Source organism: Streptomyces sp. NPDC020958 (genome assembly GCF_055562175.1).
In genome coordinates this window covers 71,162-90,796 of the sequence record NZ_JBVHFU010000023.1, presented here as the reverse complement: position 1 = coordinate 90,796, position 19,635 = coordinate 71,162, and the positions used below count along the sequence as shown (strand labels likewise).

At 72.6% G+C, this 19,635-nt stretch carries 19 protein-coding genes; 6 read left to right on the top strand and 13 right to left on the bottom strand.

The annotated features are described in order from the left end of the window. Positions 1–54: 54 nt before the first annotated feature. Both ACZ3KP_RS38525 and ACZ3KP_RS38520 read right to left on the bottom strand, forming a co-directional pair. Entirely contained in the window at positions 55–915 is an 861-nt protein-coding gene (locus ACZ3KP_RS38525; RefSeq protein WP_467505506.1) for an SMP-30/gluconolactonase/LRE family protein, read from the bottom strand. Then, complete coding sequence (locus ACZ3KP_RS38520) at positions 912–1,685, bottom strand: IclR family transcriptional regulator (protein ID WP_467505504.1); 774 nt, start codon at positions 1,683–1,685, stop codon at positions 912–914. The genes ACZ3KP_RS38525 and ACZ3KP_RS38520 overlap by 4 nt, the downstream gene beginning before the upstream one ends. A 119-nt stretch (positions 1,686–1,804) precedes the next feature. Here ACZ3KP_RS38520 and ACZ3KP_RS38515 point away from each other — a divergent pair, with 119 nt between their 5' ends. Beyond that, positions 1,805–2,407 carry a hypothetical protein gene (locus ACZ3KP_RS38515; protein ID WP_467505502.1) on the top strand — a complete coding sequence of 201 codons (603 nt, stop codon included), beginning with the start codon at positions 1,805–1,807 and terminating at the stop codon, positions 2,405–2,407. On the opposite strand, the gene ACZ3KP_RS38510 is transcribed toward ACZ3KP_RS38515, so the two are convergent. Continuing rightward, positions 2,385–3,263 (bottom strand): ATP-grasp domain-containing protein, encoded by an 879-nt coding sequence (locus ACZ3KP_RS38510; RefSeq protein ID WP_467505500.1) that lies wholly within the window; start codon positions 3,261–3,263, stop codon positions 2,385–2,387. The genes ACZ3KP_RS38515 and ACZ3KP_RS38510 overlap by 23 nt on opposite strands. A gap of 223 nt (positions 3,264–3,486) precedes the next feature. Here ACZ3KP_RS38510 and arfA point away from each other — a divergent pair, with 223 nt between their 5' ends. Further along, positions 3,487–4,998, top strand: a complete 1,512-nt coding sequence (arfA, locus tag ACZ3KP_RS38505; RefSeq protein WP_467505527.1) for an arabinosylfuranosidase ArfA — start codon at positions 3,487–3,489, stop codon at positions 4,996–4,998. 89 nt (positions 4,999–5,087) lie between these two features. Here arfA and ACZ3KP_RS38500 read toward each other — a convergent pair whose 3' ends face one another. After that, positions 5,088–8,078 carry a glycoside hydrolase family 35 protein gene (locus tag ACZ3KP_RS38500; protein WP_467505498.1) on the bottom strand — a complete coding sequence of 997 codons (2,991 nt, stop codon included), beginning with the start codon at positions 8,076–8,078 and terminating at the stop codon, positions 5,088–5,090. Positions 8,079–8,151: 73 nt separating this feature from the next. Between ACZ3KP_RS38500 and ACZ3KP_RS38495 the strand changes: the two genes are divergently transcribed. After that, positions 8,152–8,610: an RrF2 family transcriptional regulator gene (locus ACZ3KP_RS38495; RefSeq protein ID WP_467505497.1), complete on the top strand. Its 459-nt coding sequence runs from the start codon at positions 8,152–8,154 to the stop codon at positions 8,608–8,610. A gap of 7 nt (positions 8,611–8,617) precedes the next feature. Here the strand turns inward: ACZ3KP_RS38495 and ACZ3KP_RS38490 are convergent, their stop codons facing one another. After that, the gene (locus ACZ3KP_RS38490; RefSeq protein WP_467505495.1) at positions 8,618–9,610 is read right to left on the bottom strand and encodes a YdcF family protein; all 993 of its coding nucleotides are present in this window, start codon (positions 9,608–9,610) and stop codon (positions 8,618–8,620) included. A 243-nt stretch (positions 9,611–9,853) separates the two neighbouring features. On the opposite strand from ACZ3KP_RS38490, the gene ACZ3KP_RS38485 reads away from it, so the two are divergent. Next, positions 9,854–10,522 (top strand): DUF4360 domain-containing protein, encoded by a 669-nt coding sequence (locus tag ACZ3KP_RS38485; protein WP_358970892.1) that lies wholly within the window; start codon positions 9,854–9,856, stop codon positions 10,520–10,522. Positions 10,523–10,552: 30 nt separating this feature from the next. Here the strand turns inward: ACZ3KP_RS38485 and ACZ3KP_RS38480 are convergent, their stop codons facing one another. The 4 genes from ACZ3KP_RS38480 to ACZ3KP_RS38465 all read right to left on the bottom strand — a co-directional run bounded on the left by ACZ3KP_RS38480 (position 10,553) and on the right by ACZ3KP_RS38465 (position 13,899). After that, entirely contained in the window at positions 10,553–11,539 is a 987-nt protein-coding gene (locus ACZ3KP_RS38480) for a GlxA family transcriptional regulator (protein WP_467505492.1), read from the bottom strand. Between the two features lie 63 nt (positions 11,540–11,602). Continuing rightward, a complete protein-coding gene (locus ACZ3KP_RS38475; protein WP_467505491.1) occupies positions 11,603–12,124 on the bottom strand; it encodes a hypothetical protein in 522 nt (173 codons plus the stop codon). A 705-nt stretch (positions 12,125–12,829) separates the two neighbouring features. After that, on the bottom strand, positions 12,830–13,072 hold the full coding sequence (locus tag ACZ3KP_RS38470; RefSeq protein WP_467505489.1) for a DUF397 domain-containing protein: 243 nt from the start codon (positions 13,070–13,072) through the stop codon (positions 12,830–12,832). Continuing rightward, positions 13,069–13,899, bottom strand: a complete 831-nt coding sequence (locus ACZ3KP_RS38465; protein WP_467505526.1) for a helix-turn-helix domain-containing protein — start codon at positions 13,897–13,899, stop codon at positions 13,069–13,071. The genes ACZ3KP_RS38470 and ACZ3KP_RS38465 overlap by 4 nt, the downstream gene beginning before the upstream one ends. 121 nt (positions 13,900–14,020) lie before the next feature. Here ACZ3KP_RS38465 and ACZ3KP_RS38460 point away from each other — a divergent pair, with 121 nt between their 5' ends. Both ACZ3KP_RS38460 and ACZ3KP_RS38455 read left to right on the top strand, forming a co-directional pair. Then, the gene (locus ACZ3KP_RS38460) at positions 14,021–14,527 is read left to right on the top strand and encodes an ATP-binding protein (protein WP_467505488.1); all 507 of its coding nucleotides are present in this window, start codon (positions 14,021–14,023) and stop codon (positions 14,525–14,527) included. Between the two features lie 23 nt (positions 14,528–14,550). Further along, positions 14,551–15,207, top strand: coding sequence for a hypothetical protein (locus ACZ3KP_RS38455; protein ID WP_467505487.1), 657 nt, complete (start codon positions 14,551–14,553; stop codon positions 15,205–15,207). Positions 15,208–15,305: 98 nt separating this feature from the next. Here ACZ3KP_RS38455 and ACZ3KP_RS38450 read toward each other — a convergent pair whose 3' ends face one another. The 4 genes from ACZ3KP_RS38450 to ACZ3KP_RS38435 form a co-directional block, all read right to left on the bottom strand. Next, a complete protein-coding gene (locus ACZ3KP_RS38450) occupies positions 15,306–16,919 on the bottom strand; it encodes a carboxylesterase/lipase family protein (protein ID WP_467505485.1) in 1,614 nt (537 codons plus the stop codon). 51 nt (positions 16,920–16,970) lie between these two features. Beyond that, complete coding sequence (locus tag ACZ3KP_RS38445; protein ID WP_467505484.1) at positions 16,971–17,606, bottom strand: GOLPH3/VPS74 family protein; 636 nt, start codon at positions 17,604–17,606, stop codon at positions 16,971–16,973. A 112-nt stretch (positions 17,607–17,718) separates the two neighbouring features. Then, positions 17,719–18,378 (bottom strand): response regulator, encoded by a 660-nt coding sequence (locus tag ACZ3KP_RS38440; protein ID WP_467505482.1) that lies wholly within the window; start codon positions 18,376–18,378, stop codon positions 17,719–17,721. Further along, a complete protein-coding gene (locus ACZ3KP_RS38435) occupies positions 18,375–19,502 on the bottom strand; it encodes a sensor histidine kinase (RefSeq protein ID WP_467505480.1) in 1,128 nt (375 codons plus the stop codon). Before ACZ3KP_RS38435 ends, ACZ3KP_RS38440 begins: the two co-directional genes overlap by 4 nt. Between the last annotated feature and the right edge of the window lie 133 nt (positions 19,503–19,635).

Below are 19,635 nucleotides of genomic sequence, written 5' to 3'. Positions count from 1 at the left end.
AGCCCCCACGCACCCGCAGCCGAAACACGACCCCGCCCCCCGGACCTCAACCCCCTATCCCGCGAACACCGGCTGGACAACCCCCTGCCCGACCCCCGGAACCACCAGCAGCGACCCGGCCGTCGCCTGCGGCGCAGCCAGCCCCACGCGCGCCGTCGTGACGTACAGATCGGTCAGCCCGGCGCCGCCGAACGCGCACGCCGTCGTACGCGGCGTGGGCAGTGTGACGACCCGGTCCAGCTCACCGGCCGGCGTGTAGCGGCGCACCGCACTCCCGTCCCACAGCGCCACCCACACGCAGCCGTCCGCGTCCACCGTCAGCCCGTCGGGGAACCCGGCGCCCTCCTCGATCGTCACCAACGGCCGCCGATTGCGGGGGAGTCCGCCGTCGTAGTCGAAGACGTCCACCCGGCGGGTCGGGGTGTCGACGTAGTAGACGAGGCGGCCGTCCGGGCTCCAGCCCGTCCCGTTGCTGACGGTGACGTCCGGCAGCAGCGTCGTCACCGCCCCGTCGGCCCCCACCCGCGACAGCGTGCCCCCGCCCGTCGCCTCGTCGTAGCGCATCGTGCCGGCCCACAGCGAGCCGTCGGGCGCGACGGCCGCGTCGTTGGCGCGGCGGCCGGGCACCGGCTCGCGGTGCAGCCAGCGGAACGTGTCGTCGGGGTCGAGGAGCGCCACGCCGTCCCGGAGGTTGAGCACCAGCCCGCCGTTCGCACGCGGCTTCACCGCGCCGACGTGCTGGTCGGTCGTACGGGTCGTACGGCGCCCGGTCGCCGGATCGTACGTGTGGACGCGGGAGCCGAGTATGTCGATCCAGAGCAGGCGGCCGGTCGCCGCGTCCCACGTCGGGCCCTCGCCGAGCGTCGCCTCCGCCGCGACCGCGACCTCGTACGCGGTGTGCACCGTCGTCGTCATGCCACGCTCCGGTGGCCGAGGCGCTCGGAGAGTTCCGCGGCGCCCTTCACGGCGAGCTGCTCCAGCTCGTCCCGGCGCTCGTCGCTCCAGCGGATCATCGGTACGGAGATGGAGAGCGCCGCGACGACCTGGCCGGTGCGGTCGCGGACCGGCGCGGCGACACAGGAGACGTCGGGGTTGGACTCGCGGCTCTCCACGGCGATGCCGCGCGCGCGGATCTCGGTGAGGGCCGCGCGCAGCGCGTCCGGGTCGGTGATGCTGTTCGGTGTCATGCGGACGAGGTCGGCGCCGTCCGGGATGCGCGCGGACAGCTCCGGCTCCGGCAGCGAGGCCAGCAGCATCTTGCCGACGGAGGTGCAGTGGGCGGGCAGCCGGCGGCCCGCGGCGGAGACCATGCGGACCGCGTGCGTGGAGTCGACCTTGGCGATGTAGATGACGTCGGTGCCTTCGAGGATCGCCACGTGGACGGTCTCGTCGCAGGTCTCGGCGACGGACCGGGCGACCTGCTGGCCCTCGGCGGCGAGGTCGAGCTGCTCGGCGTAGCGGCTGCCGAGCTGGTACGGGCGCACGCCGAGCCGGTAACGTCCGGGCTGTCCGGGTACGGGCACGATGTACGAGCGGGCGGCGAGCGTGGTCACCAGTTCGTGCACGGTGGTCCGCGGCAACTGGAGTTTGCGCACGATGTCGGGGGCGGAGAGGGTCCCGTCCCCGTCCAGGAAGAGCTCAAGAATGTCGAGAGCCCGGGTCACGGCAGGCACAAGGCGTCCCACGTCCGGCCCCCTCCCTTGGGTCTAAGCGCCAGATCTCGTCGGAGCGGTGGAGCCGTTCGAGATATCAACAGGCGATCGGCATGACGAACACAGGCTAGCCATCGGGGATTGCCCGGGCAATGGCCGGGAACGAGCCGGGCAGCCAGAGGTGCACCATGGGTCCTGTGCAACTGGACTTCCAGCTGGTGCTGCTGCGCCGCATGGCCGACCACAATCCGGACCTGGTCGAGGACGCCCGCCGCGAACTGGGCGCGTCCCTCGCGGACATGAGGGAGGCCAACAAGCGCTGGCAGGCGATGGTCCGCTCGCCCCGGTCCCGGTCCGCCGCCGCCCGGTACCGTTCAGTGCTCGGGCCGCCCCATCGGGAGGCGAAACGCACGGTCGGCGACCTGGAGTGCGTGGTGTGGCAGTGGCGGCTCCCGCTCTGGCCCACCCTGCGCTTCGAGGTGCTGGTCGCGGGCGGCGGCGCGGTCTGGAACGAGTGGCTGGTCCGCGACCCGGAGGCGCCCGCCCCCACCCTGGAGACCTACGCGGACCTGACCCCCTGGTCCTGCACGATCGACGAGGCCGCCCGCGCCTTCGCCCCCGCCCGCCCCCTGGAGGGCACCGCCCCCACCCGGTGGGGCCTGGCCCTGCCCCTTCCCGACGGCCGTCAGGCGGTCGCCGAGTTCACCTGGGGCCTGCTCCAGCGCACCGCCGTCATCGACGGGCCGCGCCGATGACCGCCTCCGCGACCGCGGCCACCGAACCGGGGTGCAGGAACAGGAACAGGTTCGGCTCGACCAGCTCGAGCTCCATCACCCGCGGCCGGCCGTCCTCGCCGTCGACCAGGTCCACCCGGGCGTAGAGCAGCTCGGGCGCCTCCGGTACGGCGGCCAACGCGCGCTCCGCCACGGCCAGTTCGGCCGGTGTCGGCGTCCACACCACCAGGTCCGGATGGGCCACCTTGTCCGCGTCGTACGCCGTGCCCGGCGTGAGCACGGCCTGCTTGCGGCTGGCGTGCAGCAGCCGTCCGCCGAAGAACTGCAGCGCCCGCTCCCCGCTGACGTCGATGCCCGAGACGTACGGCTGGACCATCGCGGTCAGCCCCTCCTCGTGCATCCGGGCGAGGTGCCGCAGGGCGGTGTCGTGCTCGCCGGGTGTGTAGCGGGCGGCGAACCGGGCGCCGGCGCCGAAGGTGGGCTTGACCACGAAGTCGCGGTCGGCGGGGAGGGCGGAGCCGGCCGGGTCGCCGGGGGCCAGGTACCGGGTCGGCACCACTGGCACACCGGCCGCGGCGAGGTCACCGAGATACCGCTTGTCGGTGTTCCACCGCACCACCTCCGCCGGGTTCGCGATCCGGGTCGCCTTGCCCACCCGCTCCACCCACGCCACGAACTCGTCGAGACGCCAGCTGTAGTCCCAGGTGGAGCGGAGGAGGACCAGGTCGTAGCCGCCCCACTCCGTCTCCGGGTCGTCCCACGGCCGGGCGACGGCCTCGGCCCCCGCGTCGGCCAGCGCCCGCAGCAGCACCGGCAGGTCCTGGTCCTTGCTCGGTTCCGCGCCGGGGTCGTAGGTGGCGAGGGCTATGCGGGGCACGGCGGAACTCCCTTGACTGACGACGGCCGGGTTCCCCGGCAGGCTAACGGGCCGCACCTGCCGCATCGCAACCGAAAAGCCACCGCGGGAAAGTCGCGCCGGACCCATTGACGCGCAGGCGCTTCGATCTTACGGTCCGTTCGAGGTCACGGGCATGATCCGGTATGTCGAACGCACCCCCACCCGCCCACGATGGAGAACCACCCACCTCGAAAGGCGAACATTGCGCACCGCCCGCTTCACCCTCGACCCCGCCTTCACCGTCGGCGAGGTCAACCCCCGTCTCTTCGGCTCCTTCGTCGAGCACCTGGGCCGCTGTGTGTACACCGGCATCTTCGAGCCGACGCACCCCACGTCCGACGCCGAAGGCCTTCGCCGGGACGTCCTCGACCTGGTCCGCGAACTCGGCGTCACCACCCTCCGCTACCCCGGCGGCAACTTCGTCTCCGGCTACAAGTGGGAGGACTCGGTCGGGCCGGCCGAGGACCGCCCCCGCCGCCTCGACCTCGCCTGGCGGTCCACGGAGACCAACCGCTTCGGACTCTCCGAGTACATCGCCTTCCTCAAGAAGGTCGGTCCGCAGGCCGAGCCCATGATGGCGATCAACCTCGGCACCCGGGGCGTGGCGGAGGCCCTGGAACTCCAGGAGTACGCCAACCACCCCTCCGGCACCGCCCTCTCCGACCTCCGCGCCGCCCACGGCGACAAGGACCCGTTCGGCATCAGGCTCTGGTGTCTGGGCAACGAGATGGACGGCCCCTGGCAGACCGGCCACAAGACGGCCCAGGAGTACGGCCGCCTCGCCGCCGAGACCGCCCGCGCCATGCGCCAGCTGGAGCCGTCCGTGGAACTGGTCGCCTGCGGCTCCTCCAGCCAGTCCATGCCGACCTTCGCCGAGTGGGAGGCGACGGTCCTCGCGGAGACCTACGACCTGGTCGACTACATCTCCCTGCACGCCTACTACGAGCCCCAGGACGGCGATCTCGACTCCTTCCTGGCCTCCGCCGTGGACATGGAGTCCTTCATCGAGAACGTGGTCGCCACCTGCGACCACGTGGGCGCCAGGCTCAAGTCCCAGAAGAAGATCAACCTCTCCTTCGACGAGTGGAACGTCTGGTACACGTCGAGGTGGCACGAGATCGAGAACTCCGCCGCGCGGGACTGGGCCGAGGCCCCCCGCCTGCTGGAGGACAACTACAGCGTCATGGACGCGGTGGTCTTCGGTTCCCTCCTCATCGCCCTGCTCCGGCACGCCGACCGGGTCACGGTCGCCTGCCTGGCCCAGCTGGTCAACGTGATCGCCCCGATCATGACGGAACCGGGCGGCCCGGCCTGGCGCCAGACGACGTTCTTCCCGTTCGCCCAGGCGTCGCGCCACGGCCGGGGCCAGGTCCTGGACGTCCGGGTCGACTCACCGACCCACGAGACGAAGAAGTACGGCGAGACGGACCTCCTGCACGCGACGGCGGTCCGCGCGGACGACGGCACGGTCACGGTCTTCGCCGTCAACCGCAGCCGCACCGAGGCACTGCCCCTCGAAGTCGCCCTGAGCGCCCTCGGCCTGACGTCCGTGGCGGAGCACAGCGTCCTGTCGGACGCGGACCCCGACGCCCGCAACACCCTGGAGAACCCGGAGCGCGTCGTACCGCACCAGGCCACCGGCACCACTCTGACCGACGGCACACTCCAGGCCACACTGGAACCGTTGTCCTGGAATGTCATCCGACTGACGTAGGGGTCAACGCGCCCCCTCAGGGGCGCTGGGGGTACCCCCGGCCGAAGGCTGGGGGAGGAACTGCGCGAGCAACCCCCCACGACCCGCAGTCAACGGCCGGGGGAGTCCACCCCCACAACCTCAACCCCTCCGGCCGCACTCCCCAGCAACTCCAGCCGCACCACCCCGGGCCCGACCTCGCTCGTCCCGTCCGCCAGCACGGCCAACGCCAACGTGTTCGCACCCCGGGTCCGCAGGATCCCGTTCGGCAGCACGAACGTGTGCTGCGGCCCCACGTCGTTGACGTACTGCCCGAGATTCCACCCGTTCAGGAAGATCTGCACCCGGTAGGCCCGCGCCGGATCGTCCTCCAGCACCAGCCCCACCGACGCGTCCACCCCGTCCGGCACCGCCAGCCGGAACTCCGTCCGGTACCAGCTGACCCCCATCCCCTTGTCGGCGCGCGGCAGCGAGACCTCTTCCCACGGCCCGTCCGCGAACCCGGGCAGGTGCCACCCCTCCCGTTCCCCGTACAGCCCGCCGTTGTTCTGCGGCCCCCGCACCGGGTCGGCGGCGCCGGCCCCCTGGATCCGCCAGCCCGCCTTCGGAGAAGCCCCCTCGAAGGTCACGGCGGTCAGCCCGCGGGCCGCCTTCTGGGCGTCGTCGGACCGGCCGTCCATGTCGTGCTGCATGCGCCGCACCAGCACGGACAGCACATGGCGCCGTTTCCTCAGCGCCTTCTTGGACAGCCCGGCCCCGGCCACCGAGAACGTCGCGGTGGCGGTCCAGCTGCCCTGCCGGACCGTCTTCGCGTCCGGCACCGGCATCCGGTGCGAGCCCAGCGGCTTCCCGTCCAGCCAGGCCATGAGCATGCCCTGGGTGCCGGTGCTGTAGGCGAGGGAGACGGACTCCAGGCCGCTCAGCGAGGCGTCCTCGATCAGGCCCCGGTACCAGACGTCCCCGTAGTGGAAGCCGTAGTCGTCCGCGAAGAGCACCGGCTGACCGTCCGGCACGGGCGTGGTGCTGAACGACGTCTTCCGGTCGGCGACCGTCCACTTCGAGTCGTCGAAGTCCACCGCCGACTCGGGGTTCTCGGCCTTGCGGCGCCAGCCGCCGAGCGCGGGCAGCGCCGGCTTCGGCGCGCCCGCCAGCAGTGACGTGGCCACCAGGCTCCCCGAGAGCCCCACCCGGGTCGGCACCGGATGCCCGTTCCAGGTGACGGCGGTGATCCCGCGCGGTGCCCAGACCTCCAGGCCGGTCGGGCCGACCGTGTCCCCGGTGAGCCGCACGGTCTCCCCGTCCAGTGTCACGTGGCGCACCAGCGCCGGGCCGTAGACCAGCACGGTCCCGGACGGCGTGTCGTACGGGAACAGCCGTACCGAGGTCGCGTCGTCGGCGAAGAGCAGCAGCAGCGGGGTGTCGCTCTCGCCGCCCTGGACCAGGACCCGGGTGAGGCCGCCCTTGCCGAGCGGGGCGGTGACGTGCAGGACGTCCTGGTTGTAGACCCAGGCGGCCTCCGGGTCGAGGCGCTGGACCAACGGCTCGGACGGGCAGTCCAGGACCAGGTGGGCCATCTCCCCGTAGCGGCCGGTGAACAGGGCGACGTCCTGGCGGCCCGCGGTGAGGACGAACATCGGCTGGGCGGTGCAGTAGCGCAGCGTCCGCTTGCCGAGGGAGAGTCCGGCGGTGAGGAGCCGGGCGTCGTGGGCCGGGACGGTGACTTCGACGTCGTCGCCCGCGTGGGTCCGCAGCGTGGACGTGACCTCGCCGGCGCCGTCGTTGCGCAGCACGTACACATGCGCCCGGGTGTCCGGGTTGGTGAGGTGGTACGCCTTGAGCCCGGCCGCGTGGACGTCCGCCGCGCGCTCCAGCTTCGCGAAGTCCGGGACGCGTTGCAGGAGATGGCCGAGCTGGTGCATCGGCGCGATCTTCGGCGTCACGTTGCGGGCCTCGTCGATGGCCGCGCCGTAGTCGTACGACGTGTAGACGACCGGGGCGGGCAGCCAGCCCCAGGTGGTGCCGCCGTAGGTCATGTAGACGTTCTGGAGGGTGATGCCGTTGGCGAGGTGGGTGAGGTGGAAGCGCCGTTCGTAGGCCGCGTCCCGGGTCGCCCGGGAGCCGGCGTAGCCCTTCCCGCCGAACTCGACCCCGCCCCAGGGGTCGAACCAGCCGCCGCCGAACTCGGGCATGAACCCGGGCGTACGGGGGCTGGCGGTCGCGCCGCCCTTGGGGCCGCCGATCCCGAAGTCCCCCCAGTCGGGCGGGGTGCGGGAGGGGTCGGGGTAGCCGTCGAAGCCGTACAGCCACTTGGCGCGCCCGCGGCCGGTGTCGAAGGAGCCGGGGATCCAGTAGCCGTTGCGGCCCTTGTCGTTGTGGAAGAGGGGGACGTCGATGCCGTCGGCCCGCACCTTCTCGTACAGGTGGGACATGTAGGCGGGGCCGGTCGGGTCGGTGACGTGGCCGTCGTACTCGTTCTCGATCTGGTACAGCAGGACGGTCCCGCCGCCGTCCGTGAGCTGGTGGCGGCGCACGATGCGGTTGACGGCCGTCAGCCAGCCGTCGACGTGCCCGAGGTACGTGGGGTCGGTGGTGCGGGCGGTGCCCTCGGTGGCGGTCAGCCAGCCGGGGAAGCCGCCCGCGTCGACCTCGGCGTTGATGTAGGGGCCCGGGCGCACGATCACGTACAGCCCGGTCTCGGCGGCCGTGCGCAGGAACAGGTCGAGGTCGCGCACCCCGGTGAAGTCGTACGTGCCGGGCGCGGGGGAGTGGTAGTTCCAGGCCACGTAGATGCTGACCGTGTTGTAGCCGTGCGCCCGCATCTTCTCCAGCACGTCCCGCCACAGGGACGGGCTCGGCAGCCGGAACGGGTGCATCTCGCCGGACCACACCACGAGCCGTCTGCCGTCGACGACGAGGGAGTGGTGGTCGTAGCCGATGGTGTGCCGCTGTCCGTCGGCGCGCGGCGCGGGCGGCGGCGGGCCGGTGGGCACGCTGCGGGCCGCGTACGCCGCGGGCGCCCCGGGGCCGCCGCTGCCGCCCAGGGCGAAGCCGAGCGCGGCCGAGCCGGCGAGTGCACTGAAGGTACGTCTGCTGAGCGCCAAGGGATCCTCCCGGGCGATCTTATGGGGCGCGGGTCCGGTCATTCTGCACGGGAGTACGCCTCACAATGGACGCATGAGGATCTCGGCACGGGCGGATTACGCGGTACGGGCGGTGCTGGAGCTCGCCGTACGGCAGGGGGACGGTCCCGTGACGGCGGAGGAGATCGCCGGTGCGCAGGGCATCCCGCACAAGTTCCTGGAGAGCATCCTCGGCGACCTGCGGCGGGCCGGGGTGGTCGACAGCCGGCGCGGCGGGGGCGGCGGCTACCGGCTGGCCAGGGAGGCGTCCGCGATCACCGTGGCGGACCTGATCCGCGCGGTCGACGGACCGATCGTCTCGGTGCGCGGGGAGCGCCCGACGGGCCTCGCGTACACGGGGACCGCCGAGCCGTTGCTGCCCCTGTGGATCGCGCTGCGCGCCAACGTCCGCAAGATCCTCGAAGGCGTCACGGTGGCGGACATCGCCGCGGACGCGCTGCCGGAGCCGGTACGGGCGCTGGCGGCGGAACCGGCGGCGTGGGAGAACCCGTGACCGCCGCTCACCGGAAGGCGACCAGTCCCAGCAGGCCGAGGGCCAGGCAGATGCCCAGGTTGGTCTTCGCGTAGTGCAGGAAGACCGCGACGAACTCGCGGATCGTCGCGCCGGGCCAGAAGTACCGGGCGGTGGGCGCCCCGACGACCTGGCCCCGGACGCCGGTCCGGCGGGCGGTGAGCGCGGCCCGGAACACGTGGAAGTTGTTGGTGACCACCAGGCACCGGTACTCCTGCTTCACCTCCTGCATGATCCTCTTGCTGAAGAGCAGGTTCTCCTCGGTGCTGCGGGAGCGGTCCTCGCGCAGGATCCGGTCCTCGGGGACCCCGGCCGCGACCAGGTACGCGGCCATCGCGTCGGCCTCGGGCAGCTCCTCGTCGCCGCCCTGTCCGCCGGAGGTGACCAGGAGCGGCGGGTTGCCGCGGGCGGCCTGTGCCTCGTACAGCCCCCGGGCCCGGTCCAGCCGGTTCGCCAGCAGCCGCCCCACCCGGGAGCCGCCGACGAGTCCGCAGCCGAGGACGACGACGAAGTCCACGTTCCGCCGCATCGGCAGCCGGCCGTAGAGGAGCGCGTAGCCCAGGAAGCAGAGGAAGAGGAAGGAGACGTAGCCGACCGGGGGTGTCGAGAAGGCCGCGACGCGGACCAGGGCGGGGGAGCGGCCGGCGACGGCCGCGCCGAGCAGGGTGAGGAAGCCGAGGACGGCGAGCCCGGTGAGCAGCGTGAGCAGGTTGCCGGGGCGGCTGCCCTCCCTGCGGACCATTTTCACGCCGTTCGCCATCAGCAGGAACGCGAGGGCGAGGGCGCCCAGCACGAGCAGCGCGCAGGCGGCCAGGGCCGTCGTCCGCAGGGACACCGGTGGCCGTTCGGGGCGTACGAACGCGGAGACCGACACGAGGGCGACGGTGATCCCGAGGAGGACGGCGTTGCTGAAGCGGCGCGGGTCCAGCACCACGCGGACGCAGAAGACCAGGAAGACCAGTGCTGCGGCGTACGTGAACATCGGGCTCCTGTCGGACGCTTCGCCGCGGAGGCTGCTCCTCCCCGGCTCCCCCCTCGTCTGTCCCGGGCGGCGGCTGTGAAATCCGGCGTTGTGAATGGCCGGAGTTCGACCTGACCGGTTCATGCCATGGTCCCTACGATGCGAGCGCCCCGGTCTTCACAGGAAACACACAGTTTCTTCAAAGTTGAACCGTCGGGACCGCGGGTGCAACCCCCCACTCGAATCACCCGAACTGGAGAAACCATGGCACCCAGGAGACACCGCCTCCTGCTCGGCGGAGCGCTCGCCGCGCTGCTCACCGCCGGGTTGCCCGCGCAGGCCAAGGCCGCGTCGTCGCCCGTGTTCGACGACCCGCCGCCGGACAAGATCGTCATCAACGTGGCCACCGTCAACGGCTCCGGCTGTCCCGCGGGGACCACCGCCGTCGCCGTCTCCGAGGACAACGAGGCCTTCACCGTCACCTACAGCGCCTACCTCGCCCAGGCGGGCGGCACCTCCGACCCCACCGCCTTCCGGCGCAACTGCCAGCTCAACCTGGTGGTCCACGTGCCGGGCGGCTTCACCTACGCCATCGCCAGCGCCGACTACCGCGGCTTCGCCTCCCTCCAGCAGGGCGCCACCGGCACCCAGCGGGCCTCGTACTACTTCCAGGGCTCGTCGAACACGGCCGCCGCCAGCCACCCCTTCACCGGCCCCTACAACGACAACTGGCAGGCCACCGACACCACCGACTGGGCCCAGCTGGTCTGGGCGCCCTGCGGGGTCCAGCGCAACTTCAACATCAACACGGAGCTGCGGGTGAACGCCGGCAGCGCGAACCCCGGCAAGGTCAGCTTCATGACCATGGACTCCACGGACGGCGACATCAGCACCGTCTACCACCTGGCCTGGAAGCACTGCGCCGCGAAGTGACCCGTCGCGGCACCCCGTCGCGGTGACCCGTCAGCCCGTACCCGCGGGCGTCTTCCGGAAGGTGTTCCGGTACGCCTGCGGGGAGACGCCGATCGCCGCGTGCAGGTGCTGGCGCAGGGACGTACCGGTGGCGAAGCCGACCTCCGCCGCGATGCGGTCGACCGGCAGGTCACTGGTCTCCAGGAGGTCGCGGGCGCGCCGTACCCGCTGCTGGATCAGCCAGCGCCCGGGACTCGTCCCCGTCTCCTCCTGGAACCGGCGGGCGAAGGTGCGCCGGCTCATCCCGGCGTGATCGGCCAGCTCCTTCAGCGCCAGCGGCCGTTCCAGGTTCTCCAGGGCCCATGCCCGGGTGGCCGCCGTCCCCGTGGCCCCCTCGTCCGGCACCGGCGCCTCGATGTACTGCGCCTGGCCGCCGTCCCGCCAGGGCGGTACGACGCACTGCCGGGCCACGCTGTTGGCGACCGCGCTGCCGTGGTCGGAGCGCACGATGTGCAGGCACACGTCGACACCGGAGGCCGCCCCGGCCGAGGTGAGGACGTCCCCGTCATCGATGAACAGCACGTCGGGATCGAGGGCGACCTGCGGGAACATCCGCCGGAACCGGGGCGCCAACGCCCAGTGCGTGGTCGCCGGGCGCCCGTCGAGCATCCCGGCCGCCGCGAGCGCGAACGCGCCCGTGCAGATGGAGACGATCCGGGTCCCGGGCCGGATCCGCGCCAGCGCGGCGGCGACGGGCTCCGGCAGCTCCTGCGAGATCCGCGCCATGTCGTACGGCGGCACGACCACGGTGTCCGCGTGTTCCAGCGCCTCCGGCCCGTGCTCGACGGTGACCGAGAAGTCCGCGCTGGTCGCCACCGTACGGTCCTGCGTCGCCGCACACGTCACCACGTCGTAGGCGCCGGGAACACCGGGGAAGACCCGGTTCGGGATCCCCAGCTCGAACGGGTAGACACCGTCGAGAGCGAGCACGACGACGCGGTGCGGGCGGCTGGGCAGGAAGTCGATGTCGGCGGACATGGCACGATTCTATCGCTCGTGGCGTATCCGGCCGTCGGTCGAGGGGGGCTGGAAGCGGTTCGGCTAGCCGTTGAGGGGCTTGCCGAGGCGGATTCGGGTGTCGCAGCCGATGTCCTCGTGGTGCGTGGTGGAGTCCTGCCGGTACGTGTAGCGGCAGTCGGTCAGGTCGCCGTGCACGGTGCCGGTCACCTTGACCCGGGCCTCGTAGGAAAGGTGTGACAGGGTGTGCGCCGGAATCCGGATCGAACTGCCCTGGTGGGCGGAGCCGCTGTCGTCCGTGACGCCTACGGGCACCACCCCTATGGGGTGAGGGCCGGCGCCGTCGCTGACCACCCGGTACGCCGTGATCCGCAGCCCGGCCGGCACGTCGACGATCTTCCCGTTGAGGACGGTGAGCGGCTTCCCCGAGGTGTTCTCCAGCTGCGGCATGGCCACCCAGTACTCCTTGCCGACCTGGGTGTGCGCGTACCCGACGAGGTTGCCGCCCTTCCCGGCACCGGCCAGGGCCGCCCCTCCGCCGTCGGAGCACGAGGTGAGGGCGGCGGCGCTGAGCGCCAGGAACACGGCGAAAAGACGTCTGGACATGGCTGGATCTCCCCCGGTGCACTCGCAGTGCCGAGATCAAATCACGCCGTTCGCTTCCTGTGTAGGTCGTATGGACGAAGAGTGTCCGCGCCCGTGGGAGGAGAACCGTGGGGCCGCCCGCTTCTCCGGCCAGTATCGTGCGTCCGCGCACCGAGTAAAGGGCGCTGCGCGTCGCCTTCGGCGATGGGCCTGCGGCCCACCCTTGACTAGGTGCGCTCCCGCACGGGAGAGAAGCGTGCGGGCGGCTGGAGGGGAACGGGGGGCCGACCGGGGTGTTCCCAGCCGTGGGCCAGATCCGCGCCGGAAGTGGGGGCGCGACAGCGCCTGGGTGCGGGGGGCCGCTCTGGCCGCCTGCGGGCACCCGGCCCCTGCCGTTCCGGCCTGCTTGGCCGATACGGAGCCGATGGCTCGCGCTCTTGCTCCGGCCCCGGCCTTCGGTCACTCGCCACCCGCCGTTCGCCGCTTGACCGGCCCGGCGTGCCGTCGAGGTGCGATCGCGTTCCTTCACGCCGGGCGCGAACGCAGCCGACCGTGGGGGCTGTCTGCCTGAGCCGGCCACTTTCCCGGGCTGCTCGCTCGCTTCTCCCTCGTGATGGAGCGAGCCGTGTCAAGGGTGGGCCGCAGGCCCATCGCCGAAGGCGACGCGCAGCGCCCTTTACGCGGGTCGCGGAGGCACGACCATGCAAGAGAAGCGGGCGGCCCCGGTCACTTTCCGGCGTACGCGAGGAAGTTGGCCCAGGCGGCGGGGGAGAGGGCGAGCTGGGGGCCCTGACGGTTCTTGGAGTCGCGGATGTGGATGGTGGTGGGGCAGGGGGCGACCTCGACGCAGTCGCCGTCGCCGCTGCTGCTGTAGCTCGACTTGTGCCAGAAGAGGGCGACTTCGATGCAGTTATCGCCGGATCCGCTGCTGTAGCTGCTCTTGAACCAGGCCAGGCCTGTCATGCTCATAGGTCCCCTCGCATCCGTTGCAGCAGGCTCACGGAGTCCTGGATGGCGAGAGCCTGTGAACGAATCCTGGCATACCTGCCCTGCAGCACGCTGACCACTTGCGGGTTGGCGATCATCTGGCCGTTCTCCTGCCCTTCGCTGTAGCCGAACCACCTGTGCTCGGGAGTCTCAAGCAGGGCGATAGGCCCGTGCAGCCCGGCGTGCGAGCTCTGGACCAACGGCATGATCTGGATCTCGACGTTCCGCAACTGGGTCATTTCCAACAGGCGGTCGATTACCTCACGCGTTACTTCCACCCCGCCGGTTTGGCGCAGGAGCGCGTGCTCTTCCAGGATGAAGCTGAAGGCGGTGTTCGGCCGTTCCCGCAACTGGAGCTGGCGTTCGCCTCGTGCCTTCCAACTGGCCTCGATCTGCTCGTCGGACAGCGGGGGGAGTTCGTCGGCGAACAGTTGCCGAGCGTATGCCTCTGTCTGCAACAGCCCGGGGACCATCCTGCACTCGTAGTTGCACAGGCTGATCGCAGACTTCTCCATCCGCGCCCACTGGCGAAACCAGGCCGCCAACCCCGGTTGCCGGGCCACGTGTCCCGCCGCACGGCGTAGCGCCCCCGTGTTGCCCAGGGCCCCCTCCGCCGCCTCCACGAACGACTCGTCCGGCATGCGGCGGCCCAACTCCACCGACGCCACCGTGTGTTTCGAGAACCGCACCCGCTCGCCGAACTCCTCCCTGCTCAGCCCGGCGTGCTCCCGCAACGCCTGGACCACCGCCCCGAAAGTCCGCAGACTGTCGGAAGACTCCGGCTCCACTCCCTCGCCCACGCAGGCCACCTCCCGAGCGCAATGGTCACAGTCGGTGACCGGTACGGTCCAGTCGGTCACCGCGTACGCCCGCGCGGCGTACGCGGCCGTCACCTGGAGAACCACCCCTCACCGGCGGCAGATTGGGCGCATGGAAGCTCCCCCCACCACGGTCACCGTGAGTCGAACTTTCGCCCAGCGGCTCAGTGCCACCACGCGTGGCGCACGCCTGGCCCGTCATCTCGCCGTCGCCCAACTGCACGCATGGGGAGGGGTGTTCGCGTCGGCGGAGGTCGTCGACAAGGTGTCGGTGATCGTCGCGGAGCTGGCGGCGAACGCCGTGACGCACGGCCGCGTGCCCGGCCGGGACTTCGAGTTGCGGGTCACGGTGGTGACCGGGAGCGTGCGCGTCGAGGTGACCGACACGCGGGCCGAACGACGGCCGCCCGCGCCCGGGGCCGTACCGCCGCCTGGGCCGCTGGACGACGGTGGGCGCGGGCTGCTGCTGGTGGACGCGCTGGCCGACCGTTGGGAGGAGCTGGACCGCGACCGTGCCGACGCGCCCGGAAAGACCGTACGGGCCGAGGTCGACCTGCCCCTGCGGCGCCACCGCCAGGCGGCTTCACCAGGTGACGCCCTGGGCAAGACCGTGTCATGAAAGAGGCCGAGGAGACGCCCCGCTTGCGGACGTGGACCGTGCGGGCGCTGTGGACCGTACTGGCGGTGCCCGCGAGCGCCCTGGTGACCGCCGGCTCCTTCGGCATCGCGTACGGAGTGGCCCGTGCGCCCGGCTGGTGGGCGTCGCAGCTCGTCTTCGTCGGTGCCGTCCTCGCGGTCGGCTGTCTGATCGGCCTGGTCTTCCTCCTCCTCGACAAGTACCGGGAGTTCGGGAAGCTGGATGTGTTGGCCGCGGTGTGCGTCGCGCTGACGACGGCCGCGTTCGTCTACGCGCTGGAGCAGCAGGCGCTGCACGACCGGGGTCGGGTCGAGCGGGCGGTCGTGACGTCCGTGTTCCACGCCGACGGCGCGGGAGGCCTGAGCGACGGGGGTCAGGTGGCCCGGCTGGCCGATCTGTCGGGTCACCGGCTGGCCGGCACGGTGGGCGCCGCGCACCTCGCCGTGGGCGACCGGCTCACCGTGACCGTCGACCCGGAGGGCAAGTTCCCGGTGCGGCGGGGTCCCCGGCCCGGGGCCCCCACCTTCTGGTGGGGCGTCTCCGCCGTGCCGGTCGCCTGCCAGGCCCTGGCCTGCGCCGTGATCGGGTTCTCCACGGCCAGGCAGAACGAGTGGTACTGGAGGTTTCGGCGGCGCGAGGCCTCGGCCCGGGAACCCGTGTGAGGGGCCCCGGGGGACGTGCGCACCTCGTCGTCCCCCGGGGCCCGGAGGCTCGGTGATGTCGGAGCGGACCAGCGCCCCGTCGAGACAGCACCGGGCGGTCAGCCCAGGGTGTCCCAGAAGGCGCAGTGGTGGCGGAGGCCGGTCGTCCTGTCGGGGCTGACGTGGTCCGGGGACAGGGAGAGGGGCGTCCCCTGCGGCCAGTGCGGGGACGAGGGGCCGTTCGGGTCGGCGGTGCGGGCGAAACGGGTCCAGTAGTCGATCATCGTTTCGGCCAGGCGGTGTTGTGCCGCGGTCAGGTCACGGGGACGGCCGCCCAGGTCGAACAGGTAGGGCAGTTCGCTCGCGTGCGGTGCGCCGAGCGGGAACGGCGGGGTGCCCGGGGTGAGCGGCGGGGCGTGTTCGTCGGCGAACTCGTAACGCCAGACGGGGACGTGGGCGGCGAGAAGACGGTCGGTACGTGCCGTGGGGCAGGCGAAGTCCGCGTCGCCGATGACCGCGCCGAACACCGGGCCGCCGTCGGTGGCGTGCACCGGGTACGCGCGGACGATCGCCTCGGCCTGCCCCGGTGCGGGGAAGAAGGCGGACACGACGTCGGGCCAGGTGGCCGGGGTGACGGGGTTTCCGGCCTGGATGATCCCGGCGGCCCAGCCGTTGCCCTCGTCGTGGTTGCCGCCGAGGAGCACCGGGATGTGCCGGAAGTGGCCGCTGGAGATCGCCGCCGCGGGATCGCCGGGCAGCAACGGGGTGTCGAAGGCGGGATGTTGATCGGTGTCCTGGGCCGCGAGCAGCCGGGCGACGGGCACCCGTCGCAGGCAGACCGGCACGTCACGGGCGGAGCCGCAGCCGACCCGCGTCGCGAAGTCCGAGCCTGTGGCCCGTGCCGCGGACAGGGGGACGGCTGACGGCGCGAACGGCCGGTCGGGGCGGCCTGTGCACGGGCCGCTCTGGATGATCGCCCGGTCGAACAGGCCTGCCGCGGCGGGCGAGGCGAGCTGGGCGCAGACGCTGTAACCGCCCGCCGACTCACCGGCGAGTGTCACGTCGTGCGCGTCACCGCCGAAGGCGCCGATTCCGGCACGGACCCAGCGCAACGCCGCCTGCTGGTCGGCCAGGCCGAAGGTGCCGGAGCCGGGCAGCCCGTCGTGCGCGAGGAAACCGAGGGCCCCGAGACGGTAGTCGACGGTGACGACCACGACATCGCCGCGGGTGGCCATGCGGTGGGCGTCGTACGAGCTGCCCGCGCCGGTGGTGAGGCCGCCGCCGTGCAGCCAGACGATCACCGGCCTGGGACGGGCCGGGCTCGCGTCGTCGGGTGTCGTGACGTTCAGATGCAGGCAGTCCTCGTCGGTGCTGCCGCCGGGCACCTCACCGGCCGGCTGCGGGCAGGCATGCGCGGGCCGGGTGGCGTCCCGTACCCCGGCCCAGGGGACCGGAGGCCGCGGCGGAGCCCAGCGCAGCCGCCCGACCGGGGGCGCGGCGTAGGGAACGTCCTCGAAGGTCCGGTAGCCGCCGTGAGCAGCGCCCCGGACCAGGCCGCCGGGGGTGCGGACGGCGGTCGGGGCGGCGGGTGTCGCGGCCCCTGTGGCGCTGGTCGCGGTGGTGGCCGTCTCGGTGAGCAGGGGCGGTCCCGGTGGTGGGGCCGGTGGCGTCGGCCAGGCCGTCGCGAGTGCGGCGGTCAGGGTGCAGGCCAGGGTGGTCAGGGTGCGGTGCATGGCGTCGTCTCCCCGTTCGGTCGGTCGTTCGACAGGGCGTTCGTCCGGTCGTCAGCCGCCGCCCATGCCGCCCTGTGCGGCGACCATGGTCGTCGGCAGCGCGCGTACGGCCTGCTCCAGGCCGGGTGCGAGGGCCGCGAGCCGCCCCGTGCAGGCGTCGATGCGCGGCCGCAGCTCCTTCTGGTCCCGCCGTGACACGACCGAGCGGATGCGGCCCGCCGCGGCGAGCGCCAGCAGCGCCGCGTCGACGTCCGGGATCTCCCGCACGGGGCCGTCCCCGTGCAGCACCGCGGAGACCCGGGTGCGCAGGGCGGCGGCCGCGGTGCGGTCCCTGAGGGTCACCCGCCGGGCACGGGAGAAGGCGCGGGGCGCCCGCACGGTGAGGTGCCCGTTGGCGGCCAGCCGGTCCTCCAGCTCCGTCAGGGTCCGCCTGCGGTGGTGGCGTACCAGCTGCCGCCAGCCGTGCCCGGAGGCATCGCGCAGCACACCGTCCAGGACGGGGTCGCCGGTCGGTTCCGTGCCGGTCACGGCGACCGTGCCGCCGATCTCCCGCAGTCGGCCGCGCAGCGCGAGGTCGATCAGCGCGGCGGCCCGGACCAGCAGTCCGGTCCGGGAACGGTCGTAGGGGCCCGCGGAGGCTTCGTCGTGGGCGAGCAGATACACGAGGCAGGTCAGGTCGTCGGTCACCCCTCGACGCTAGGACCGGACACCCCGGCTGCGGATCGGCCACGGGAACGGGTCGGCACTGGGAACACGGGAGGACCCCGGCCCGGTCTCCTCCCTGAGGAGGAGACCGGGCTCAGGGACGGCGCGGCCGCACCAGCTCGTGGTCGTAGGCGGCGACGACGGCCTGGACGCGGTCGCGCAGGCCCAGTTTGCGCAGCACCGCGGTCACGTGGTTCTTGACGGTGGCCTCCGACAGGCCGAGCCGCCCGGCGATCTCCGCGTTCGACAGCGCCTGCCCGATCAGGGTCAGCACCTCCCGCTCACGGCCGGTCAGGTCCCGCAGGGACGGCGGTGGTGCCGGATCGGGAGTGGTGCGCAGGAACCGGTCCAGGACCCGGCTCAGCACGGCCGGCGCGAGCAGCGCGTCGCCGCGCGCGGTGCTGCGGACGGCCTCGACGAGTTCGGTGGGGCGGATGTCCTTCAGCAGGAAGCCGCTGGCTCCCGCCCGCAGTGCGTCGACGACATGCGCGTCCGCGTCCCAGGTGGTCAGCACGAGCACCCGGGCCGGTCCGCCGTCCGCCACGATCCGCCGGGTCGCCTCGATACCGTCCAGCACCGGCATGCGGACGTCCATCAGCACCACGTCGGGTGCCAGTTCCCGGGTCAGCCGCACCGCCTCCCGCCCGTCGGAGGCCTCGCCCACCACCTCCAGGTCGTCCCGGGCGTCGATGATCATCCGGAACCCGGTGCGGACCAGGGCCTGATCGTCGGCCACCACCACACGCAACGTCATGACACGCCCTCCGCAGGCAACAGCGCCACCACCTCGAACCCGCCGCCGGGCAGCGGACCGGCCCGCAGGCTGCCGCCCACCAGCCGGGCCCGCTCCCGCATCCCGACCAGACCGCGCCCGGCGCCCGACGACCCCGAACCTCCCTGTCGCCTACGGCCGTTGTCCACCACCGTCACCCGCACCCCCGTTCCGTCGGCCGTCACCCGCACGCGCACCTCGTCGGCGCCGGCCGCGTGCCGCAGCGCGTTGGTGAGGGCCTCCTGGACGATCCGGTACGCCGCCAGGTCCACCGCGGCCGGCAGCCCGTCGACGGCACCTTCACGGCACACGTGCACGGTCATCCCGGCCGCCCGCACGGCCCCGGCCAGTTCGTCGAGACGCGCGAGCGACGGCGTCCGCCTCCCGGCCCCGGCCCCGACCGAGTCCTCGTCCTCCTGCGTACCCGGCCCGAACGCCCGCAGCAGCAGCCGCAGTTCGCCCAGCGCCGAGCGGGCGCCCGTCTCGATGGCCCGCAGTGCCTGCCGGGCCTGGTCGGGGCGCTCCGCGAACACGTCGTCGGCCGCGGCGGCCTGGACGACCATCACGGACAGCGTGTGCGCCACGACGTCGTGCACCTCGCGCGCGATCCGCGCCCGCTCCTCCGCGACCGCACGGCGCGTCTCCGCCCGGATCCTGGCCCCGTGCGCTCGGCGCCACTGGCCCGCCGTCCACGCCAGCACCACCGTCAGCAGATAGACCGTCAGCCCCGCGGGCCCGCCTGCCACCCAGCCGAGCGGCGCGAGCAGGCACATCGCCGCGAGCGCCCCGGCCGACACCCGTCGCGGCCCGGTCGCCGACAGTACGCACAGTGCGATCTGGGCCGCGAGCAACGCGCCCGTCAGGGTCACCGCGGGCAGCAGCGCCCACACAGCGAGTCCCGCGGCCGTGGTCGCGGCCAGCACGGCGACCGGGGCCCGTACCAGCCGGCGCAGCACGGGAACCTGCGCGAGGACCAGTGCCAGTGCCACGGACAGCCGTCCGGCGTGCTCCGCGCCGGCGACGACCACCGAGGTCCCGGTGACCCCGAGCACCAGCCCGGCCGACCCCCACCACAGCGCCTTCGCCTCTTCGCCGCTGCGCTCCACGCCCTGAACCCTATCCACGGCCTCTCGTATCGAACAGCAACCCTTTAGGGCTAATCACGATAGTTCACCCGACTGTATCCAGGATCCAGATGATATGAAACCTCTTGATCAACAAGCCTTGATCAACAAGCGA